Consider the following 17,631-nt stretch of genomic DNA (forward strand, 5'->3'; position numbering starts at 1 on the left):
GCACCCGCCGGTCAGCGGGACAGGTGCGGGGCGACCTGCTCGGCGATCAGCTCGAAGGAGCGGACGCGGGCGTCGATGTCGTACACCATCGTGGTCAGCATGAGCTCGTCGGCGTGGGTGCGGTCCAGCAGCGCGGTCAGCTGGCGCCGGACCGTCTCCGGCGAGCCGAGCGCCTGCCCGTCGCGCCGGGCCAGCACGAACTCACGCTCCAGCGGCGTGTACGGGTGCTCGGCCGCCTCCTCCGGAGTGGGCATCCGGCCCGGCCGTCCCTGGCGCAGGCGCAGGAACGACAGCCCGGACGGCCCGGCCAGCCACTCGGCCTCCGCGTCGGTCGGCGCGCAGATCGCGCTCGCCGCGACCATGGCGTACGGCTGCTCCAGCCAGCGCGACGGCTGGAACGCGTCGCGGTAGATCGCCAGCGCCAGGTCGGTGTTGGCGGAGCTGAAGTGGTGCGCGAACGAGAACGGCAGGCCGAGCCGTCCGGCGAGCCGGGCGCTGAAGTCGCTGGAGCCGAGCAGCCAGATCGCCGGAGCGTCGCCGCGGCCGGGCACGGCGGTGACCCGGGGCGTGCCTGTGCCGGACCCGAAGTAGTCGATGAGGCGGCCCAGCTCCTGCGGGAAGTCGTCGGCCGACAGCGCGTCCATGCTGCGGCGCAGCGCCAGCGCGGTGACCTGGTCGGTGCCCGGCGCGCGGCCCAGGCCGAGGTCGATGCGGTCCGGGTGCAGCGCGACCAAGGTGCCGAACTGCTCCGCGACGACCAGCGGCGCGTGGTTGGGCAGCATCACGCCGCCGGAGCCGAGCCGGATCGTGGAAGTGTGCGCGGCCAGGTGCGCCAGCAGCACCGCCGGGGCGGAGCTGGCGATGCCGGGCATGTTGTGGTGCTCGGCGACCCAGAACCGCCGGTAGCCGAGCTGCTCGGTCCGCTGCGCGAGCTGCGTCGTATGGGACAGGGCCTCGCCGTTGGTGCCGCCGGAGACGACGGGGGCGAGATCGAGCACGGAGAGCGGCACGGCAGTCACGATCTTGCCAACCGCGCGGCCGCCCGAAGCCTTCCCGGGTGCCGCGCGGATCACACCCGCTCAGGCTTGGACCGGTTCCAGACCGGTGTCAGGTGGCGATCGCCTGCTCCGCCACGCCGCCACCGGACACGGTGACACTCCACTCGCTGCACAGGAAGGCGCCGTTGCGGCCCGCGAGGCGCTGTGTGAACACGCGGATGCCTCGTCCGGGGCCAGGCCGAGGGTGAACGTCCAGGTCTTCGCGTGGTCCAGGAGGCCCATGGTCAGCCGCCCGCCGCGCGCCGCTGCACCAGCCGCTGCATCTCGTAGCCGGTGAGGCTCGCGGTGGGCAGGCCGCGGGAGAGCTTGAAGTCGATGCCGCCGTCGAGGAACGGCAGCGCGGCGGGCAGGTGCACGGCGTCGCCGCCGCGCACCTCCCAGACGAGGTGGGCGGCGCCCAGGGTCGCCCAGCCGCCCTGGTCGTCGCGGATCAGCGCGCGCAGGTCGGTTAGGAAGGCGGTGGGCTCGGCGCTCAGCTCCTGCATGAACGGCGCGACGCAGGTCGACCACACGTCACCGCTGTCGATACCGGCGCTCTGCGAGTCGAGGCTGAACCGGCCCAGCAGCTCCAGCCGCCGGATCATGTCGCTCGGAAAGCGCGACGCCGGCTTTCGGGTGAACCATCGCATGGCCGACTCTGACGGACGAGCCGGTTCACGCCGCCGCCGCGCACGGCGCGAGGCTCCCGCCGCGCTGCCGGAACAGCGTGACGGGAGCCTCGCGGCACGGCATTAGAAGACCGGGACGCCCTCGCGCACCAGGCGCCAGTTCGGCTGGAAGAAGTCGGCCGGGTCGATGACGCCCTTGGCCTGGGCCCAGTCGATGAGCAGCTGGCGGATCTCCTGCTGCGCGTTGTAGACCTGCGTCTTGACGATGCCCGGGAAGCCGCCGCCGCCGCTGCGCCGGTAGTTGTTCACCGCGACGACGAAACGGTCGGCATCCGCGACCGGGGTGGTCGTGCCCGCGTGGAACAGCGCGGTGATGCGCTGGCCCACCGGCTTGCTGATGTCGATGTCGTAGTCGATGCCGGAGAACGTGTCGTAGTTGTAGTCCGGCACGGTCGGCTCGCTGATCGTCGCCGGGTCGACCACGGCCCCCACCGCGTGCGTGCGGAAGTACTTCGCCGAGTACTCCAGGTACGCCCGCACCTCGGCGCCGGTCAGCACGACCGCCTCGAGGGTGTTGTCGTAGATGTACAGCCCCGCGACGTCCTTGATCTTCACGTCGCCGGCCGGGAACAGCGCGGTGCGGCTGAACGGAGCCGAGATGGACAGCACCGGCAGGTCCGCGTACTCGGTGCCGGCCATCGCGGCGGCCACGGTGTCCGCCTGCACCTTGTTGATGAAGTCGAGGATCGGCGTGTCGACGTAGCGCGACTGCGCCGCGGACAGCTCGACCACCGAGGTTGCGACCACCTGGTTGATGTAGGCCACGGTCTTGTCGTGCTGGGCCTTCACCGCGGCGACGACCTTCGGGTCCTCCACCACCGTGTTGGTGTTCAGCATGGTCGCGTGCTTGCTCAGCACCTTCCAGCGGCCGCGCTCGCGGGTCAGCGTGAAGTCCATGCGGGTCACCCGCTGTCCCCACTTCGACGGCTCCGAGGTCAGCACCTGCTCGCCGGTCGCCTCGTTGGTGACGAACTTCTCCACGATCTCGGCGTGCGCGTGCCCGAACAGGATCGCGTCGATCCCGGGCACCTGCTGCGCGATCAGCGCGGTCGGGTTCTCGTTCGGCAGCTCGGTGCCGTAGCTGGACACGCCGCTGTCGCCGCCGTGCGCCGAGATCAGCACGATGTCCGCGCCCCGCTCGCGCATGATCGGGACGTACTTCGCGGCGGTGGCGATCATGTCCTCGAACCGCAGCACGCCCTCGACGTTGGCCTTGTCCCAGATCGCGACGCCCGGGTTGGTCAGGCCCAGGATGCCGACCCGCAGCGACGGCGCGCCATCGCCCAGCGACACCTTCTTGATCACGTACGGCTCGAACGCGGGCTTGCCGTTGCGCACCTTGACCGCGTTGGCGGCCAGCGCCGGGAAGCCGAGCTGCCGGATCCACAGGTCCAGCAGCGGCAGGCCGTAGTTGAACTCGTGGTTGCCCAGCGTGATGGCGTCGTAGTCGATGACGTTCATCGCGCGGGCCATCGGGTGCCGCTCGCCCGTCTCGGTGATCGGCTCCTGCTTGGCGTAGAACGTCGCCAGCGGGGTGCCCTGGATGGTGTCGCCCGCGTCGAGCACGAGGGTCGCCTTGCCGCGGCGCTCCGCGCGGATCTGGTTGACGATGGTGGCCACCTTCGCGACGCCGACGTCGTTGTGCGCGCTGTCGTCGTACTCCTTGTCGCGGTAGTAGTCCCAGTTGAAGACGTTGCCGTGGGTGTCGGACGTGCCGAGGACGGTCAGGTCCCAGGTCGTGGGCCGGTCCTTCGCGCTCGCGTGCGCCGGTGCGGCGGCCAGCGGAGCCGCGACGACGGCCGCGGCGGCACCGGTGAGCAGCTGCCGGCGGGACGGCATGCCGGTGGGGGTGGTCATCACTCGTACCTTTCGAGGCGGGGCGCCTGGGGTGCGGCGCCGTCCGGCACCCTAGCCGTACGGCGGAACTCGATGCCACCCGATCAGGCGTAAAGGGAGGTAGGCGACTGTGCCGCGCTACGGGAGGCGGTCTCAGGCAGGCGGGCGCATCAGGGGCAGCACCGTGAGCACCAAGCCGGTCAGCAGGCCCGCCCCGTGGGCGTCGCCGGTCGCCGCCATCACCACGGCGGCGGTGAGCACCAGCCCGGCGAGCCCGACGGTGAGCGGGCGGCGCGGGCTGGCCCGGTGCGCTGCCGCTGCCGCGGCGAGCGCGAGAGTGCCCGCCGCCGTCGCGGCGAGCACACCCCATGCGGCGAGCACGCTCAGGTAGACGGCGAAGTGCACGGCGTAGAGCAGGGCCGGGAGCGGCGGTGGGCGGCCGGTGCGCCAGGCCAGCACGACCAGGGCGCCGATCAGGCCCGCGACGGCGTCCGAGGAGCCGCCGCCGCTGCCGGCAGGCTCCAGCACCAGCATGAACGCGCTGCCCGCCAGGCCGGACGCCAGGAAGACCACCAGCCAGCGGAGGCGGCCGTACGCCCGCTCCACCGCGGCCCCGACCAGCAGCAGCCCGAGGGTGTTGTACGCGAACTGCCCCCAGCCGGACGGCTGTACCAGCAGGGCGCCGAACAGCCGCCACCACTGCCCGCCGTGCACGATGTCCGGGGAGCGCTGCAGCGCGCCGAGCACCGCGGGTTGGGCCAGCTGCGCCGCGAACACCAGCGTGCCGAGCAGGGCGACGCCCAGCGTGAGCGGATACGCCCGCACCAAGCGCGCCGGCGCCCGGCGTGACGGATCGACGGGGGTGACGGTCACGGCGCCCATGGTGCCGCATCCGCGCATCCCCCGGCTGCCGCGGAGCCCGGCCGGTATCCTGATCAGGTCAGCTGATCTCACTCCCGTACCCACAGGAGGTGGGGTGGATGAAGGTCCTGATGGTGCTGACCTCACACGATCAGCTCGGGGACACCGGCCGCAAGACGGGTTTCTGGCTCGAGGAGCTGGCCGCGCCGTACTACCGCTTCCGCGACGCCGGCTGGGAGATCACGCTGGCCTCCCCGCGCGGCGGGCGCCCGCCGCTGGACCCCAAGAGCAGCGAACCGGACTCCCAGACCGACCTCACCCGGCGGTTCGAGGCCGACCCCGCCGCCGAGGCTCAGCTCGACGCCACACGGCGGCTGGACTCGGTGTCCGCCGACGACTTCGACACGGTCTTCTACCCGGGCGGGCACGGCCCGATGTGGGACCTGGCCGAGGACACCACCTCGATCCGCCTCATCGAGCAGGTCGTCCGCTCGGGCAAGGCCATCGCCCTGGTCTGCCACGCCCCGGGCGCGCTGCGCCACACCAGGACGCCCGACGGCGCCCCGCTGGTCGCGGGCCGGCAGGTCACCGGTTTCACCGACAGCGAGGAGGAGGCGGTCGGGTTGACCGAGGTCGTGCCGTTCCTCGTGGAGGACGAGCTGGTCGCCAAGGGGGCCGAGTTCTCCAAGGCCAGTGATTGGGAGCCCTATGTGGTGGCCGACGGGCTGCTCATCACGGGCCAGAATCCCGCCTCCTCGGGCCCGGCGGCCGACCGGCTGATCTCGATGGTGCGCAGTCTGCGCGGATAGCGCGGCTCCTATCCTGTCCGGATGGAGCTGACGTTCAGCGGCGAGCTGTGGTTCTGGCGCGGCCCCGCACCGTGGCATTTCGTCACCGTCCCGGAGGACGAATGCCGCGCGCTGGCGGCCACCGCCCCCTCGGTGACGTACGGCTGGGGCATGATTCCGGTGTCGGCGCGGATCGGCGCCGCCGAGTGGACGACTTCGCTGTGGCCCAAGGACGGCCGCTACCTCGTGCCGGTCAAGGCGTGGGTACGCAAGGCCGAAGGGCTCGACGTCGGCGACCTGGTGGCCGTCCGGCTCACCGTCGGCGCCTGAGTCCACCTCCGGAGGGAGCAGAAGATGACCACTGCCGCTGCCGAGCACCGAACCGTCGCGGGCGGCTTCACCGACCGGGTCCTCGGGGTCGCCCCGGACGGCTGGGACGCCCCGGCCCCGGTCGCGGGCTGGGTGGCCCGGGACGTGGTGCGGCACCTGGTCGAGTGGTTTCCCGGGTTCCTGAAGGCCGGGTCCGGCATCGACCTGCCGCACGGCCCGTCGGCCGACGAGGACCCGGTCGCGGCGTGGACCGTGCACAGCGACGCCGTGCAGGCACTCCTGGACGACCCGGCCACGGCGAGCCGTACGCTGACCAACCGGCACCTGGGCGAGTTGCCGCTCGACCTCGCGATCGACCGGTTCTACACCAGCGACGTCTTCATGCACACCTGGGACCTGGCCCGCGCCACCGGACAGGACGAGAAGCTGGACCCGGTCAGGTGCGCGGCGCTCCTCGAAGGCATGCTGCCCATGGACGAGGTGCTGCGCGCCAGCGGCCAGTACGGGCCGCGCGTCGAGGTCGCCGACGACGCCGACGTGCAGACCCGGCTGCTCGCCTTCATCGGCCGCACACCCTGACGCGGTAAGGCGGGGTCAGCTGCCGGGCCGCGTGCGCTCGGCCAGCCGCTCGAACCGCTGCCGCGCCGCCTGCGGCGTGCCCAGCCCGAGTCCGAACGCGATCGCCTGCCAGGTGAGCCCGCGGCTGCGGGACAGGTCCAGCAGCCCCGCCTCCAGCGCGTCGAGTTCGGCCCGCACGCGCGGGATCAGGGTGAGGGCCGCGGTGAGGTCCACGTCGTCCACGGGCTCCTCATCATGCTCCGGCTCGGCGGAGCCCGCGGCCAGTGACATCACCAGCGACACGGCCTCATAGGGGTCGAGGATCGCCGCGTGCCGCCAGCGGGTCCGCCTGCCCTCGGTGGCGCCGTGCCGCTCGGTGATCCGGCTGAGGGCGGCGAAGTCCCGGTGCGCCCGGGCGCGGCCGGCGTCAGGCTGGGTGAACTGGTCGGTCGAAGCGCTCTCGGTCATGCCGTACAGCCAAGCATTTGAACGATGTGTTGTCAACGAATTGTTGTGAACACATCGTTTAAAGGCGGGCCGTCTTCGGCCGCGTGTCGTTGTGCATGCCGTGGCACGACAGCGGCGTGAGGCGGCCCGATGGGCCCGGTGGTGCGTGACGGCGGGCACGGTCCTGATGGTGTTCAGCGGGGCGATGCTGGTCATGGTGGACCGGGCGATCGCCCGCTACGAGAACGCGGTGCACCAGGAGGACCTGTTCGGCGACCAGAGCGCGGCCGCGGCAGGCCCGTCGGCCCCGGCCCGGCCCGCCGACATCCGCGGGCCGCTGAACATTTTGCTGGCCGGCGTCGACCCGCGCGACGACGATCCGAACTGGATCCCGCGCGCGGACTCCGTGCTGGTCATGCACATCCCCGCCGGGCTCGACCGCGGCTACCTGTTCTCCCTCCCCCGCGACCTGCTGGTGGCGATCCCGCCGTTTCCCAAGGCCGGCTACGGCGGCAACACCTCCGACAAGCTCGCCCACGCCATGTTCTTCGGCGCGCAGACGCCCGGGGTCCGCCGCGCGAACTACGCCCAGGGCTTCGAGCTGCTGAGCGCGGCGGTCAGCCGGTACACCGGGATCAAGCGGTTCGACGCCGGCGCGATCATCGACTTCAGCGGGTTCGAGGACGTCGTCGACGCGCTCGGCGGCATCGACATGGTCGTCGACCAGCGGGTCGCCTCCGTCCACCGCGAGCCGGACGGCGACCCCCGCGACCGCGGCAAGAGCAGCACGGGCTACGTCGGCCCGCAGATGGTGTACGAGCCGGGCAAGCGCCACTTCAAGGGCTGGCAGGCGCTGGACTACGCCCGCCAGCGCTACATCCCCGGCGGCGACTACGCCCGCCAGCGCCACCAGCAGCAGCTGGTCCGCGCGATCGTCGCCAAGGCGTTCAGCGGCGACCTGCTCACCGATCCGCTGCGCCTGGACAAGGTGCTGCGCACCGTCGGCGGCTCGCTGACCTTCAGCGGGCGCGGGCACAGCATCGTCGACTGGGCGTTCGCGCTGCAGGACCTGCGCCCGTCCGGGATGACCATGGTCCGCCTGTCGGGCGGCGGGGTGGGCCGCTGGGTCGAGGACAAGTCCGACGACGACGACAAGGACGAGCCCGAGGACGACGGCGGCGACGACGGCAAGACCGACCCGGACGGCGACAAGAAGGACGACAAGAAGGACGACGAGAAGAAGGACGAGAAGCCGAAGCTGAAGTACGAGTACCTGGGCGAGCAGCTCGACGCGCTGTCCCGGCAGTTCCTCGCCTCGGTCGCGGCCGGCTCGGTGGAGAACTTCCTGGCCTTCCACCCCGCCATGATCAGCAAGTGACCGGCGCCGCGGGCGGACCGGCCGGCCCGCCCGCGGCGCCCGCGCTCACGCGAGCGAGTCGTAGCTGTACCAGGCGGCCGGGTCGAGCGTCTGCGCCGGGGTCAGCGGCTCGCCGAGCAGCGTCACCATGGTGTCGTTGAGGCCCTGCCCGCTGGGCACCTGGTCGTCCCCGGCGCCGGGCGAGTAGCTGCGGCCCCGCTTGGTCAGCCACGCCTCCCACAGCCGGTCCACGTTGCAGTGGTTGAGGTAGAACAGCGGGTCGTTGGGCGAGCTGCCCGGACCCATGTCGCCGCCCACCCACACGTGCACCCGGTTGTGCATCTGCGGGCCGCCCGCCTGGCCGGGACGGCGCGGGTCCAGCCAGCCCTCGACCCGGTTGCGGAAGCCGTCGGAGCTGACGTCCCACGGCGCGCTGTCGTAGCCGAGACCGTCCTCCAGCACCCACTTGGCGTCGTCGACGGTGGGCAGGCCCGGCACGTCGGGGTCGGTGCCGGCCTGGCGCTGCAACGGCCGCGGCTCGACCGACCACAGCTGGGTGCCGTAGCCGACCAGCCGCACCCGCATCGCGGCGAGCGGCCCGCTGACCACGTCGCCGCGGGCGTCGCCGAGCGCCGCCGCGCCCCACAGGGAGCTGGCGTGCTGCTGGTCGGTGGGCAGGCCGCCGTCGGCGGTCCAGTCCCAGTACGGCAGGCCCGCCTCCGGGTCGCCGGTGACCCGCTGGATCTGCTGCTCCAGGCGCAGCAGGTACATCCGGTGCCAGGGCAGGAAGATCGGGCCGCCGTGGGCCAGGTTGCGCATCGGCCGGGACGGGGAGCTGGGCATCTGCATGGCCAGGAAGTGCCACAGCACGAACAGGTCCCAGGTGGTCAGCTGCTGGTCCACGCCGTAGAGGCGGAACCCGGGGACCGACGGGGCCAGCAGCTGGTTGAGCTGCGAGGTGGTGTAGCCGGACTGCTCCGCGTTGAGCGCGACCACACCCTCGACGAAGCGAGTGCGGGCGGTCTCGGAGGTCTGGATGTTGGCGCGTACGGCGGTCATCAGTGCCCTTCCCCGTGCTGGTGGTCGTGCGCGTGCCCGTGGTCGTGCGACGCGGGGGCCGGGGTGGGCGCCGGGGCGGGGCTCTGCGGCTGCGGCGCGTCCGGCTGGGGCGCCGGGTGCTGGTGCTCGCCGTGCTGGTGGCCGGCGTCGTGCTGGTGCTCGCCGTGCTCCTGCCCGGGGGTGGGCACGCAGCAGGTGGTGCCGTCGCCGCAGTGGTCGCCGTGCTCGCCGACCGCGCACCCGAGCTGGTCGACCGCGGGCGGCTCGGTGCCGAAGTAGTCCAGGACGCGCTTGCACATGTCGATCGCCGACGGCAGCGCGTACTGCGGCAGGCCGTGGTAGTGCACCGCCCCGTTGTCGAGGACCTCCAGGCCGCCCTCCAGCGGCTTGCCGTCAATCGTGATCTTGTACGTGGTCTCGATGCGGATCTCGTGACCCTTGTGCACCGTGCTGCGCACCGACGTCGACACCCCGTCCGTGCCGTGGGCGTGGCCGTGCCCGGCCGTCGCCGGATCCGGCAGGCCGTAGCCACCGGCGCGCAGCGCGGCCGTGAAGTCGGCCGGCGCTCCGTCGTCCTTGGTAAAACTCACTTTTCCTCCACCGTCTGCACACGACACCCCGCGGCCGGTGAGGCGGCGGGGCGTAGGCAATGTGCCACCGCCACCGCGGCGCGACAACGCGGCGGCGGCATTCCGACAGGCGGAGTGGACAATCGGCGGGCGGCGACGCCGTTCGGCCGCCGGGCTCGCCCGGGGCGGCTACGGCGTGTTTCATAAAGTGTTTGGCGGTGTCGTCGCCAGGCGTTTCCGGTCGGGCTGTGTTCGGGCTTTCCTGGTCGTCGTTGTTTTGTCGGTGGGGTGTGGCAGGGTGTGCTGCCGTGGCCCGTTTCACCACGTTCCGGTTCTGTCTGGACCCGACTGTCGAGCAGGAGTTCGTGCTGCGTCGGCATGCGGGTGCGGCCCGGTTCGGGTACAACCAGTGCCTTCGGCTGGTCAAGCAGGCCCTGGACGGTAAACGCCGCGGCTCGGCCGGTAAGGTGCCGTGGTCGGGTTTCGACCTGATCAACGCGTTCAACACGTGGAAGCGCTCGGCCGCGGCGGGCCGGGTGCTGGTGGCCGCCGCTGACGGGACCACTACAGTGCAGGCCACCGGCCTGGCGTGGCGGGCAGAGGTGTGCCAGCAGGTGTTCGAGGAGGCCGCGGTCGATCTGGGCCGCGGGCTGGCCGCGTACACGGCGTCGCGCACCGGCGGCCGCAAAGGCGGCCGGGTCGGGTTCCCCAGGTTCAAATCGAAGACGCGGTCACCATTGTCGTTTCGGATCCGCGGCAAGACCTCTGCCACGGGCCGGGCGGGTATCCGGGTCGGTGAGCGGGCACCACGGACGGTGACCTTGCCCGGTATCGGCACGGTGGCGGTGCGCCAGGACACCCGACGGTTGCGGCGGATGCTGGCCAAGGGCAGGACCAAGGTCGTGTCGGCGACCGTCAGCCACCGGGCCGGCCGGTGGGCGGTGTCACTGACCTGCCAAGCCGCCGACCTGCATGAGGCTGCCCGCCACCAGCCCTCTGACGCCCGCGGTGGCTGGGTGGGCGTCGACCGCGGGCTGACCGCGTTCGTCGTGGCCGCCTGCGCCGACGGCACCGAAACCGTACGAGTCGGCCACTGGCCGCGCCCTTCCCGGGCGGGCATGGCCCGGCAGCGCCGCCTGGCCCGTGACGTCACCCGCAAACCGCCCGGCTCGATCAACCGCCGGCAAGCGGCGGCCCGGCTGGGCCGCCACCACGCCCGCGTCGCGGCGATCCGGGACCGTTTCCTGCACCAGGTCTCCAACAAGCTGGTCAAGACCCACGACAAGCTCGCCATCGAGACCCTCACCATCACCGGCATGCTCGCCAACCGGCGCCTGGCCGCAGCCGTCGCCGACGCCGCCTGGGGCGAACTGGCCCGCCAACTGACATATAAGCAGCAGTGGCGCGGCGGGCAGGTCACCCCGGTCGACCGCTGGTACCCGTCGACCAAGACCTGCGCCCCATGCCGGACCGTGGCCCCGGCCATGCCCCTGCACCAGCGCACGTTCACCTGCGCCTCGTGCGGACATCAGGCCGACCGGGACCTCAACGCCGCGGTCAACCTCGCCATCTGGGCCGAGCAGCACCACGCCCAGGTCCGGGACCTCCACGCAGGGGGCCCGGTCACCAACGCCCGCCGAGGGGAAGGCTCTGGCCCGCGCACCCGCGCGAGCGAAACCGGCCCCGACGACGCGGGAACCGCACCCACCCCACCCAGGGGCAGGCGCGGACGCCCGAGAAGGGCGCTGTCTCATCACTCCAATGAGTTATGAAACAGGCCGTAGTCGCCCTGTCGCTGTGCGACGGCCGGCCGCCAGAACCGGATCCCGGTCGCGCCGGTGCTGGCGACGTACCCGATCATGCCCGTGGCGACCAGGGCCAGGCCCACCGGCGGGATGCCGCCGATGCCCCAGGCGTCCAGGGTGAACGCCCCGGCCAGCGCACCGCAGGCGACCCCGGCGTTGTACGCGCTGGCGTTGATGCCCGAGGCCTCCTGGGTGTGGTCGGGCGCCACCCGCAGCGTCGCGGCCTGCATGAAGATCGGCAGCAGGCCCATGCCGAGCCCGAACAGAACCATCGCGGCGACCGCCGCCCAGACGGCGTCGCCCTGCACGGTGAGCAGCAGCAGGCCCGTCATCAGCAGGCCGCCGCCCAGCACGATGCCGGCCCGCAGCCGCCGGTCGGCGATCCAGCCCGCGACCGGCAGCATCAGCGTGCCCGCGAGGCCGTTCACGAGCAGCACGGGCGCGATCTGGGTCTCGCCGAGGCCCGCGTGCTTCAGCAGCGGCGCGGTATAGGTGAACATCATGTACGCGCCCAGCATGGTCACCGCGGTCATCGCCACGATCGGCGGGAACTGGGGCAGGCGCAGCACCTCGCGCATCGGGGTGCGCCCGGCCGCGCTGCTGCCGGGCACCTCGGGCAGCCGCCACCAGGCGAGCAGCGTCAGCGCCAAGGCGATACCGGTGAGCATGGCGAACGTGGCCCGCCAGCCGAACGCGGTGCCGATGCCGGTGCCCGCAGGCACCCCGGCCAGCACCGCCGCGCTGCCCCCGGCCGACAGCACGGTGACCGCCCGCCCGATCCGGTCGGTGGTGACCAGGCGGGCCGCGTAACCGCCGACGACCGCCCAGAACAGCCCGTGCGTGATCCCGCCGACCAGCCGCGCGGCGAACGCGACGCCGTACCCCGGCGCCACGATCATGACGGCGTTGCTGGCGGTGTAGGCGCCCAGCGACGCCACCAGCAGCGCCTTGCGCGGCAGCCGGGCGGTGAGCGTGCCCAGCGGCGCGGCGAAAAGCGCCACCATCACGGCGTACCCGGTGACCAGCAGGCCCAGCCGCGACGGGGAGACGTGCAGGTCGCGGCTCATGCCGAGCAGCAGGCCGGTCGGCACGAGCTCGGTGGTCACCGAGACGAACACGGCGGCGCCGAGCAGCAGCAGGGTGGGCCAGGGGAAGCGGGTCATGGGACGAATTCTGTTAGGCCGCTGAACAAATCCGCAAACCCGTATCCATCAGCTGGTCAGGCCGTGATCGCGGGCATAGACGGCGGCCTGTGTGCGATCGCGCAGCCCGAGCCGTTCGAGCAGCCGCGACAGGTGGTTCTTCACCGTGCCCTCGCTCAGGTGCAGCCGCCGCCCGATCTCCCGGTTGGTCATACCCTGCGCGACCAGCCGCAGGATGTCGGTCTCCCGGGCGCTCAGCGGCACCCCCGGCCGCCGCTGCGGCACCGCCGCGGTCAGCCGGGCCGCCACGGCCGGGTCCAGCGGCAGCACCCCCGCGTGCGCGAGCCGCACCGCCGCCGCCAGCTCCCGCGACGGCAGATCCTTCAGCAGGTATCCGGCCGCGCCCGCCTGCATCGCGCGCACCACGTAGTCCTGGTCGTCGAACGTCGTCAGCATCACCACCCGGCACGCCGGCAGCTCGGCCCGCAGCACCGCCACCGCCTCGACCCCGTCCATGACCGGCATCCGCACGTCCATCAGCACCACGTCCGGGCCGGTGCGCAGCGCCACCTCGACGGCTTCGCGCCCGTCCCCGGCGGTGCCGACGACCTCGACGCCGTCTTGCAGGCCCAGCAGCGACGCGATGCCCTCCCGGATCAGCCGCTGGTCGTCGACGACCACCACCCGTGTCGTCACCGCGGCACCACCACCTCCAGGCGGGTGCCCCGCGCGCCCGCGCTGCGCACCACGACCTGTCCCCCGGCGGCCCGCACCCGTTCCCGCATGCCGCGCAGCCCGAAGCCCTCCCGCCCGCCGTCGAACCCGGGCCCGTCGTCGGTGACGGTGAGCAGCGCACGGTCCTCGCCCAGCTCGGCGTGCACCTCGACGGCACCGGCCCCGGCATGCCGGCGGGCGTTGGTGATGCCCTCCTGCGCGGCGTGGAACAGCGCCCGCAGCGCGGGTTCGCCGTAGCGGCTCTCGTCCCCGGACAGCCGCAGCACCACCGCGCCCGTGCACAGCTCGCGCAGCGCGCTGCCGAGGTGGAAGTGCCAGGTGCGCACCGACCGGCGTACGTCGTCCAGCGCCCGCCGGGCCGAGCCGGTGGCCTCGGCCAGGGCCCGCCGCGCCGCGTCGGGATCCCGCTCGCGGAACGCCTCGGCCTGCTCCAGCAGCACGATCACCGCGGTCAGGTGGTGTCCCAGGTCGTCGTGGATGTCGCGGGCCAGCCGCTGCCGCTCGGCCGCGGCCGACAGCTCGGCGATCCGTGCGCGGCCCCGGCGCTCCTCCACCGCCGCCGACGCCATCGCGATGGCCAGCGCCAGCCCCAGCGCGAACATCAGCAGGTCCGACACCCGTGCCACGTCGGCCGTCCAGCCCGGCGCGGCCACCTGGAACGCCACCGCCACGCCCGCGACGCAGGCCACCGCCAGGACGATCGCGATGGTACGCCCGAACGTGAAGTACGCCGTGAACGGCACCAGCACGAACAGCGCCCGGGACAGTCCCGAGCCGTCGGCCAGCGCCACCACCACGAACAGCGCCGTCCGGGCGAGCAGGGCGAGCAGCTCCCGGCGGACGAACTCCAGCACGAACAGCGCGGCCAGCCCGGCGGCGAAGACGGGCAGGTGGGTGTCGCCGAGCCCGGCCAGGCCCGCGTAGAGCCCGGCGGCCAGCACGGACGCGTACAGCACCGGCGACACCCACGGCACGGGTCGGTCTGCGTTCACGGCCTCGAGGGTACGGGCCAGACCGAAAGCGACAGCCACACCACCGACCCGCACGCGAGCACGTGCACGAGGCTGGTGAACCACGAGTCCGGCTGCGCGGCGAGCAGCGCCAGGGCGGTCAGCGTGCTCGCATACCCCCACGCCGGAATCCTCGGCAGCACCCCCGACCGGGCCATGGACACACCGAAGAGGACGGTGCCGATCACGAACACCAGGGCGCTGCCCAGCACCGCCAGGCGCGTCGGCCCGGCCAGCACCTCCTCCGCGACGGCCGGGTCGAGGAAGAACACCACCAGGTTCAGCGCGAACGCCACCCCGGTGAACAGCCCCAGCCCGATCAGGTTCACCGCGAACGCGACCGCCCCGAACCGCCCCGCCGCCTCGGCCTGCCGCAGCTGGAACGCCAGCAGCGCGGGCGCCCCGAACGCCGCCCCGAGCCCGACCACGAAGCTCGTCACGGCCGTCTCCCCCGTGAACGTCTCCACCGCCCCCGGCACGCCCAGCGAGAGCCCCAGAATCACACCGCACACCGCGCCGAAGCGCGCCAACCATTGCATCGACATGGCCGCGACGCTAGGCAGCCGACCGGCACTCCCCCAGTGCCATCCGGCCAGACCCGGGCCGGCCCCGCCATCGCCGGGCATCGCCGGGCATGATCGCGATCTCGTGTCAGAAAGTGCGGTCAGACCTTAGGTTCTGACACGGAACGCCGATCAACCCACGGGACGGCGAGACCGAGCTGGGTTTTTCGCCGATTCGCGCGTGGGGACCGCCCGGTGCGCGGCACAGTCGAAGTTATGCAGAACCAGGATTGGGCGCAGATGCAGGAAGCGCTGCGCGACATCGACTTTCCGGCAGATAAGGACACGATCCTCGCACATGTGGAGGAATACACCAGCGACGGCGGTGTACTGAGGCTCGCCCGGACCCTGCCGCCCGAGCTGTACCGAAACATGTCCGAGGTGCGCAGCTCGGTGCGCCTCGACCCCTCGGTCGAGGAGGGCCGGACCGCCGGGCAGAAGGCCGCGCAGGCCCGCTCCCACAACAAACACGTCGCCGAGTACCTGCGCCAGGTGCCCGACACCCGCCTCAGCTGAGCTCGCTCCCCGAACCGGCCGCTAACCCGCGCGGTCCGGCATTCTCGCCGCGTGCCACAACAGCGCGCCCCACGAGCCGTCGCGGTAGCCAGACAGCCGGCAGGAGTAGCTGTATTCGGCGGCCACATCGCCGTCCGCGCCCGTGACCGTCACCGTGCCGCTGACCATCGCGGCGGGCGTGCTCGTGTCGCCGGCCCCGACGACATAGCCGTCCTCGAACCGCGAGCCCGTCGGTCCCGTGCTCTCCTCGGCGACCCGCTGCCCCACGGCGTCCCGGCACCGCTCGCGCGCCTGCTCGCCGGATCCACCTGGCGGACGGAGGCCGCCCGACAGCAGCCACGCCGTGCCGGCGCCCACGGCGAACGCCAGCACTACCGCCACTGTGGCGAGCGTCCGTGCCCGCCGAGCCGGGCGCACGGTTTCCGGCTGCGGGACCGATCCTTGATCAAGCATGGCGCGAGGGTACAGATCAACTGCCGTCCCGTGGGGGCGGCACCGAAATGGCTATCGTGTGCCCCATGCCCCGCCGCCTGGTCCGCAAGCAGGTCCTCACGGCAGCCGCCTGCTGGCTGCTGGGCGCCGCGCTGTTCGCCGTCGCCGAACCGCTGTGGCAGGCCGCCGGATTCTTCGTGTTCCTGCTGGTCCCACTGACGGCCGTGCTCATCTACTGGCTGGTGGCCGAGCGTATGCGGGCACGGCGCCCTGCCGGGTTCTCCGTCACGGCGGACTCGTTCACGAACCGGCCGTGGCGGCCGATCGCCGCGATGTTCCTTACCAGCGGCCATCTGGCCGGGCCGAAGCTCATCGCCCTGCTCGCCGCTTCCGGCCCGCTCGACGCCGTCCTGTCGCTCTTCGAGGCCGCGATGCTGAGCATGCTCTGGGTCATCGGCGCCGTCGTCGCGCCCCGGCTCGTGCTCTCCCCCGCCGGGCTGGACTGCCGCGGGGTCGGCTTTCCCGCGGCGTCCTGGGACGGCATCGTCGACGCCGAACTCGTGGTGGACGGGCCGCGGGCGAGCCGGGGCGTGCGGCTGACCCTGATCGGCCCGTACGGCCGGAAGCGGACCGAGACGATCCCTCGTGGCTTCGATCTCGACTACCCGTTCCTCACCGCGGCGATCCGGCACTACATCGCGCACCCAGAGCACCGTGCCGCCATCGGCACCGACGCCGAACTGCTCCGCCTCATCTCGGTCACAGCAGACCAGCACGACCGCGAAGTGGAGGTGACGGGTCCGGGAGCGTGACGACCCCGACGCCGCACGCCCGGCGCCACTCGAGGGCAGGCGGAGGCGACCCGACAGATCCTGCCGACCCGTCAAACCCGCATCCCGGACGCGGAGTCCCACAGCTGGATGGCATCGCCGAGGAACTCGTGCACGTAGCCGCAGTTCGTGCAGATCACGCCCAGCGACGACTTGTTGGCCCAGGCGAGGTCCAGGAACTCCATGCCCGCGGTGTTCAGCTTGATCGTGCGGCTGGTGAACAGGCCGCCCTCGCAGACGAGGCAGCGGAACACCTCGCCGTTGATGGTCGCGACGTAGGGGGCACGCTCGAAGACGGTCATAAATGGACGGTAGCCAGCCGCGACAACGCGCGGCAGCTCAGCTTTCTGCAGACTTCGGCGACAATCGACCGGCACGGGTCCCGGCGGGGCACGCTCATGCCCGTCCGAACACGACCGCGCCGGGCAGCGTACGGTCGAGGTTGATCGACATCTCGGCCTCGATGGTGAACCCTGCCTCGCGCAGCCACCCGGACACCCGGTCGGGGCGGCGGTGATGCACGTGGACCCGCATCGGATGGCCGCCGTACCCCTCGGTCTTCAGCCGCGTCTCATCGCCGAGGTGGAAGCCGATCAGCAGCGGCGCGCCTGCTCGCATGACCCGCCGGAACTGCGCGAAAACCGCCGGCACCACCTCGGCCGGGAGGTGGATCAGCGACCAGAAGGCGAGCAGACCGGCGACGGAGGCGTCGGGCAGGTCGAGGTCCGTCATCGAGCCCACCTCGAACCGGATCCCGGGGTGTTCCCGCCGGGCCGCCTCGATCATCGCGGGTGACAGGTCGATGCCGAAGGCGTCGGCACCGAGCCCGTGCAGGTGGGCGGTGACATGTCCGGGTCCGCAGCCCACATCGGCGACCGGGCCGCCGCCCGCGGTGCGGACCTGCTCGGCGAACAGCGCCAGCGCCGCGCGCAGGTACGGCTGGGCCACCAGCCCGTCGCGGAGCAGCTCCGTGTAGCTCGCCGCGACGGTGTCGTACGAGGTCCGGGTGTCCGCCAGCCAACTGTCAGTGGTCACGGCCGCACACGCTAGCCCACCGGCCGGGTCCC

Annotated in this window: 21 protein-coding genes; 7 read left to right on the plus strand and 14 right to left on the minus strand. The window is 72.4% G+C overall.

The genetic code is table 11. The features are described 5' to 3' along the window. Positions 1-11: 11 nt before the first annotated feature. The 4 genes from CS0771_RS28275 to CS0771_RS28290 all read right to left on the minus strand — a co-directional run bounded on the left by CS0771_RS28275 (position 12) and on the right by CS0771_RS28290 (position 4,435). Entirely contained in the window at positions 12-1,010 is a 999-nt protein-coding gene (locus CS0771_RS28275) for an LLM class flavin-dependent oxidoreductase (protein WP_371821495.1), read from the minus strand. A 272-nt stretch (positions 1,011-1,282) separates the two neighbouring features. Continuing rightward, positions 1,283-1,642, minus strand: a complete 360-nt coding sequence (locus CS0771_RS28280; protein ID WP_212843838.1) for a hypothetical protein — start codon at positions 1,640-1,642, stop codon at positions 1,283-1,285. A gap of 147 nt (positions 1,643-1,789) precedes the next feature. Then, entirely contained in the window at positions 1,790-3,583 is a 1,794-nt protein-coding gene (locus tag CS0771_RS28285; RefSeq protein WP_212843839.1) for a bifunctional UDP-sugar hydrolase/5'-nucleotidase, read from the minus strand. 132 nt (positions 3,584-3,715) lie between these two features. After that, on the minus strand, positions 3,716-4,435 hold the full coding sequence (locus tag CS0771_RS28290; protein WP_212843840.1) for a rhomboid family intramembrane serine protease: 720 nt from the start codon (positions 4,433-4,435) through the stop codon (positions 3,716-3,718). A 107-nt stretch (positions 4,436-4,542) separates the two neighbouring features. Here CS0771_RS28290 and CS0771_RS28295 point away from each other — a divergent pair, with 107 nt between their 5' ends. The 3 genes from CS0771_RS28295 to CS0771_RS28305 are packed head-to-tail and all read left to right on the plus strand — an operon-like array spanning position 4,543 to position 6,120. Further along, on the plus strand, positions 4,543-5,232 hold the full coding sequence (locus CS0771_RS28295; protein ID WP_212843841.1) for a type 1 glutamine amidotransferase domain-containing protein: 690 nt from the start codon (positions 4,543-4,545) through the stop codon (positions 5,230-5,232). A 21-nt stretch (positions 5,233-5,253) separates the two neighbouring features. Beyond that, the gene (locus CS0771_RS28300; RefSeq protein ID WP_212843842.1) at positions 5,254-5,541 is read left to right on the plus strand and encodes a DUF1905 domain-containing protein; all 288 of its coding nucleotides are present in this window, start codon (positions 5,254-5,256) and stop codon (positions 5,539-5,541) included. 24 nt (positions 5,542-5,565) lie between these two features. Beyond that, complete coding sequence (locus CS0771_RS28305; protein WP_212843843.1) at positions 5,566-6,120, plus strand: TIGR03086 family metal-binding protein; 555 nt, start codon at positions 5,566-5,568, stop codon at positions 6,118-6,120. A gap of 15 nt (positions 6,121-6,135) precedes the next feature. Here CS0771_RS28305 and CS0771_RS28310 read toward each other — a convergent pair whose 3' ends face one another. Further along, complete coding sequence (locus CS0771_RS28310) at positions 6,136-6,567, minus strand: DNA-binding protein (RefSeq protein WP_212843844.1); 432 nt, start codon at positions 6,565-6,567, stop codon at positions 6,136-6,138. A gap of 145 nt (positions 6,568-6,712) precedes the next feature. Here CS0771_RS28310 and CS0771_RS28315 point away from each other — a divergent pair, with 145 nt between their 5' ends. Next, positions 6,713-7,924 (plus strand): LCP family protein, encoded by a 1,212-nt coding sequence (locus CS0771_RS28315; RefSeq protein WP_244871084.1) that lies wholly within the window; start codon positions 6,713-6,715, stop codon positions 7,922-7,924. A gap of 45 nt (positions 7,925-7,969) precedes the next feature. Here the strand turns inward: CS0771_RS28315 and CS0771_RS28320 are convergent, their stop codons facing one another. After that, positions 7,970-8,962, minus strand: coding sequence for a tyrosinase family protein (locus tag CS0771_RS28320; RefSeq protein ID WP_212843845.1), 993 nt, complete (start codon positions 8,960-8,962; stop codon positions 7,970-7,972). After that, the gene (locus CS0771_RS28325; RefSeq protein WP_212843846.1) at positions 8,962-9,552 is read right to left on the minus strand and encodes a hypothetical protein; all 591 of its coding nucleotides are present in this window, start codon (positions 9,550-9,552) and stop codon (positions 8,962-8,964) included. The genes CS0771_RS28320 and CS0771_RS28325 overlap by 1 nt, the downstream gene beginning before the upstream one ends. Before the next feature lie 287 nt (positions 9,553-9,839). Here CS0771_RS28325 and CS0771_RS28330 point away from each other — a divergent pair, with 287 nt between their 5' ends. Next, the gene (locus tag CS0771_RS28330; protein ID WP_244871085.1) at positions 9,840-11,303 is read left to right on the plus strand and encodes a transposase; all 1,464 of its coding nucleotides are present in this window, start codon (positions 9,840-9,842) and stop codon (positions 11,301-11,303) included. On the opposite strand, the gene CS0771_RS28335 is transcribed toward CS0771_RS28330, so the two are convergent. The 4 genes from CS0771_RS28335 to CS0771_RS28350 are packed head-to-tail and all read right to left on the minus strand — an operon-like array spanning position 11,285 to position 14,768. Beyond that, on the minus strand, positions 11,285-12,499 hold the full coding sequence (locus CS0771_RS28335) for an MFS transporter (RefSeq protein ID WP_212843848.1): 1,215 nt from the start codon (positions 12,497-12,499) through the stop codon (positions 11,285-11,287). The genes CS0771_RS28330 and CS0771_RS28335 overlap by 19 nt on opposite strands. 48 nt (positions 12,500-12,547) lie before the next feature. After that, entirely contained in the window at positions 12,548-13,174 is a 627-nt protein-coding gene (locus CS0771_RS28340) for a response regulator transcription factor (RefSeq protein WP_203752630.1), read from the minus strand. Then, on the minus strand, positions 13,171-14,205 hold the full coding sequence (locus CS0771_RS28345) for a sensor histidine kinase (RefSeq protein WP_212843849.1): 1,035 nt from the start codon (positions 14,203-14,205) through the stop codon (positions 13,171-13,173). The genes CS0771_RS28340 and CS0771_RS28345 overlap by 4 nt, the downstream gene beginning before the upstream one ends. Next, entirely contained in the window at positions 14,202-14,768 is a 567-nt protein-coding gene (locus CS0771_RS28350; protein WP_212843850.1) for a hypothetical protein, read from the minus strand. Before CS0771_RS28350 ends, CS0771_RS28345 begins: the two co-directional genes overlap by 4 nt. 234 nt (positions 14,769-15,002) lie before the next feature. Here CS0771_RS28350 and CS0771_RS28355 point away from each other — a divergent pair, with 234 nt between their 5' ends. Beyond that, the gene (locus CS0771_RS28355; protein WP_203752639.1) at positions 15,003-15,302 is read left to right on the plus strand and encodes a DUF2795 domain-containing protein; all 300 of its coding nucleotides are present in this window, start codon (positions 15,003-15,005) and stop codon (positions 15,300-15,302) included. 21 nt (positions 15,303-15,323) lie between these two features. Here the strand turns inward: CS0771_RS28355 and CS0771_RS28360 are convergent, their stop codons facing one another. Beyond that, the gene (locus CS0771_RS28360) at positions 15,324-15,683 is read right to left on the minus strand and encodes a hypothetical protein (protein ID WP_212843851.1); all 360 of its coding nucleotides are present in this window, start codon (positions 15,681-15,683) and stop codon (positions 15,324-15,326) included. A gap of 137 nt (positions 15,684-15,820) precedes the next feature. Between CS0771_RS28360 and CS0771_RS28365 the strand changes: the two genes are divergently transcribed. After that, positions 15,821-16,546, plus strand: coding sequence for a hypothetical protein (locus tag CS0771_RS28365; protein WP_212843852.1), 726 nt, complete (start codon positions 15,821-15,823; stop codon positions 16,544-16,546). A 71-nt stretch (positions 16,547-16,617) separates the two neighbouring features. On the opposite strand, the gene CS0771_RS28370 is transcribed toward CS0771_RS28365, so the two are convergent. Both CS0771_RS28370 and CS0771_RS28375 read right to left on the minus strand, forming a co-directional pair. Then, complete coding sequence (locus CS0771_RS28370) at positions 16,618-16,866, minus strand: hypothetical protein (RefSeq protein ID WP_212843853.1); 249 nt, start codon at positions 16,864-16,866, stop codon at positions 16,618-16,620. A gap of 94 nt (positions 16,867-16,960) precedes the next feature. Then, positions 16,961-17,599, minus strand: a complete 639-nt coding sequence (locus CS0771_RS28375; protein ID WP_212843854.1) for a class I SAM-dependent methyltransferase — start codon at positions 17,597-17,599, stop codon at positions 16,961-16,963. Between the last annotated feature and the right edge of the window lie 32 nt (positions 17,600-17,631).

This window comes from Catellatospora sp. IY07-71 (assembly GCF_018326265.1).
Taxonomy (GTDB): domain Bacteria; phylum Actinomycetota; class Actinomycetes; order Mycobacteriales; family Micromonosporaceae; genus Catellatospora.

Coding starts and splice junctions, on each gene's coding strand:
- CS0771_RS28280 (WP_212843838.1), bottom strand. CDS start 1,642: ATGATCCGGCGGCTGGAGCTGCTGGGCCGGTTCAGCCTCGACTCGCAG.
- CS0771_RS28285 (WP_212843839.1), bottom strand. CDS start 3,583: ATGACCACCCCCACCGGCATGCCGTCCCGCCGGCAGCTGCTCACCGGT.
- CS0771_RS28295 (WP_212843841.1), top strand. CDS start 4,543: ATGAAGGTCCTGATGGTGCTGACCTCACACGATCAGCTCGGGGACACC.
- CS0771_RS28300 (WP_212843842.1), top strand. CDS start 5,254: ATGGAGCTGACGTTCAGCGGCGAGCTGTGGTTCTGGCGCGGCCCCGCA.
- CS0771_RS28305 (WP_212843843.1), top strand. CDS start 5,566: ATGACCACTGCCGCTGCCGAGCACCGAACCGTCGCGGGCGGCTTCACC.
- CS0771_RS28310 (WP_212843844.1), bottom strand. CDS start 6,567: ATGACCGAGAGCGCTTCGACCGACCAGTTCACCCAGCCTGACGCCGGC.
- CS0771_RS28320 (WP_212843845.1), bottom strand. CDS start 8,962: ATGACCGCCGTACGCGCCAACATCCAGACCTCCGAGACCGCCCGCACT.
- CS0771_RS28335 (WP_212843848.1), bottom strand. CDS start 12,499: ATGACCCGCTTCCCCTGGCCCACCCTGCTGCTGCTCGGCGCCGCCGTG.
- CS0771_RS28350 (WP_212843850.1), bottom strand. CDS start 14,768: ATGTCGATGCAATGGTTGGCGCGCTTCGGCGCGGTGTGCGGTGTGATT.
- CS0771_RS28355 (WP_203752639.1), top strand. CDS start 15,003: ATGCAGAACCAGGATTGGGCGCAGATGCAGGAAGCGCTGCGCGACATC.
- CS0771_RS28365 (WP_212843852.1), top strand. CDS start 15,821: ATGCCCCGCCGCCTGGTCCGCAAGCAGGTCCTCACGGCAGCCGCCTGC.
- CS0771_RS28370 (WP_212843853.1), bottom strand. CDS start 16,866: ATGACCGTCTTCGAGCGTGCCCCCTACGTCGCGACCATCAACGGCGAG.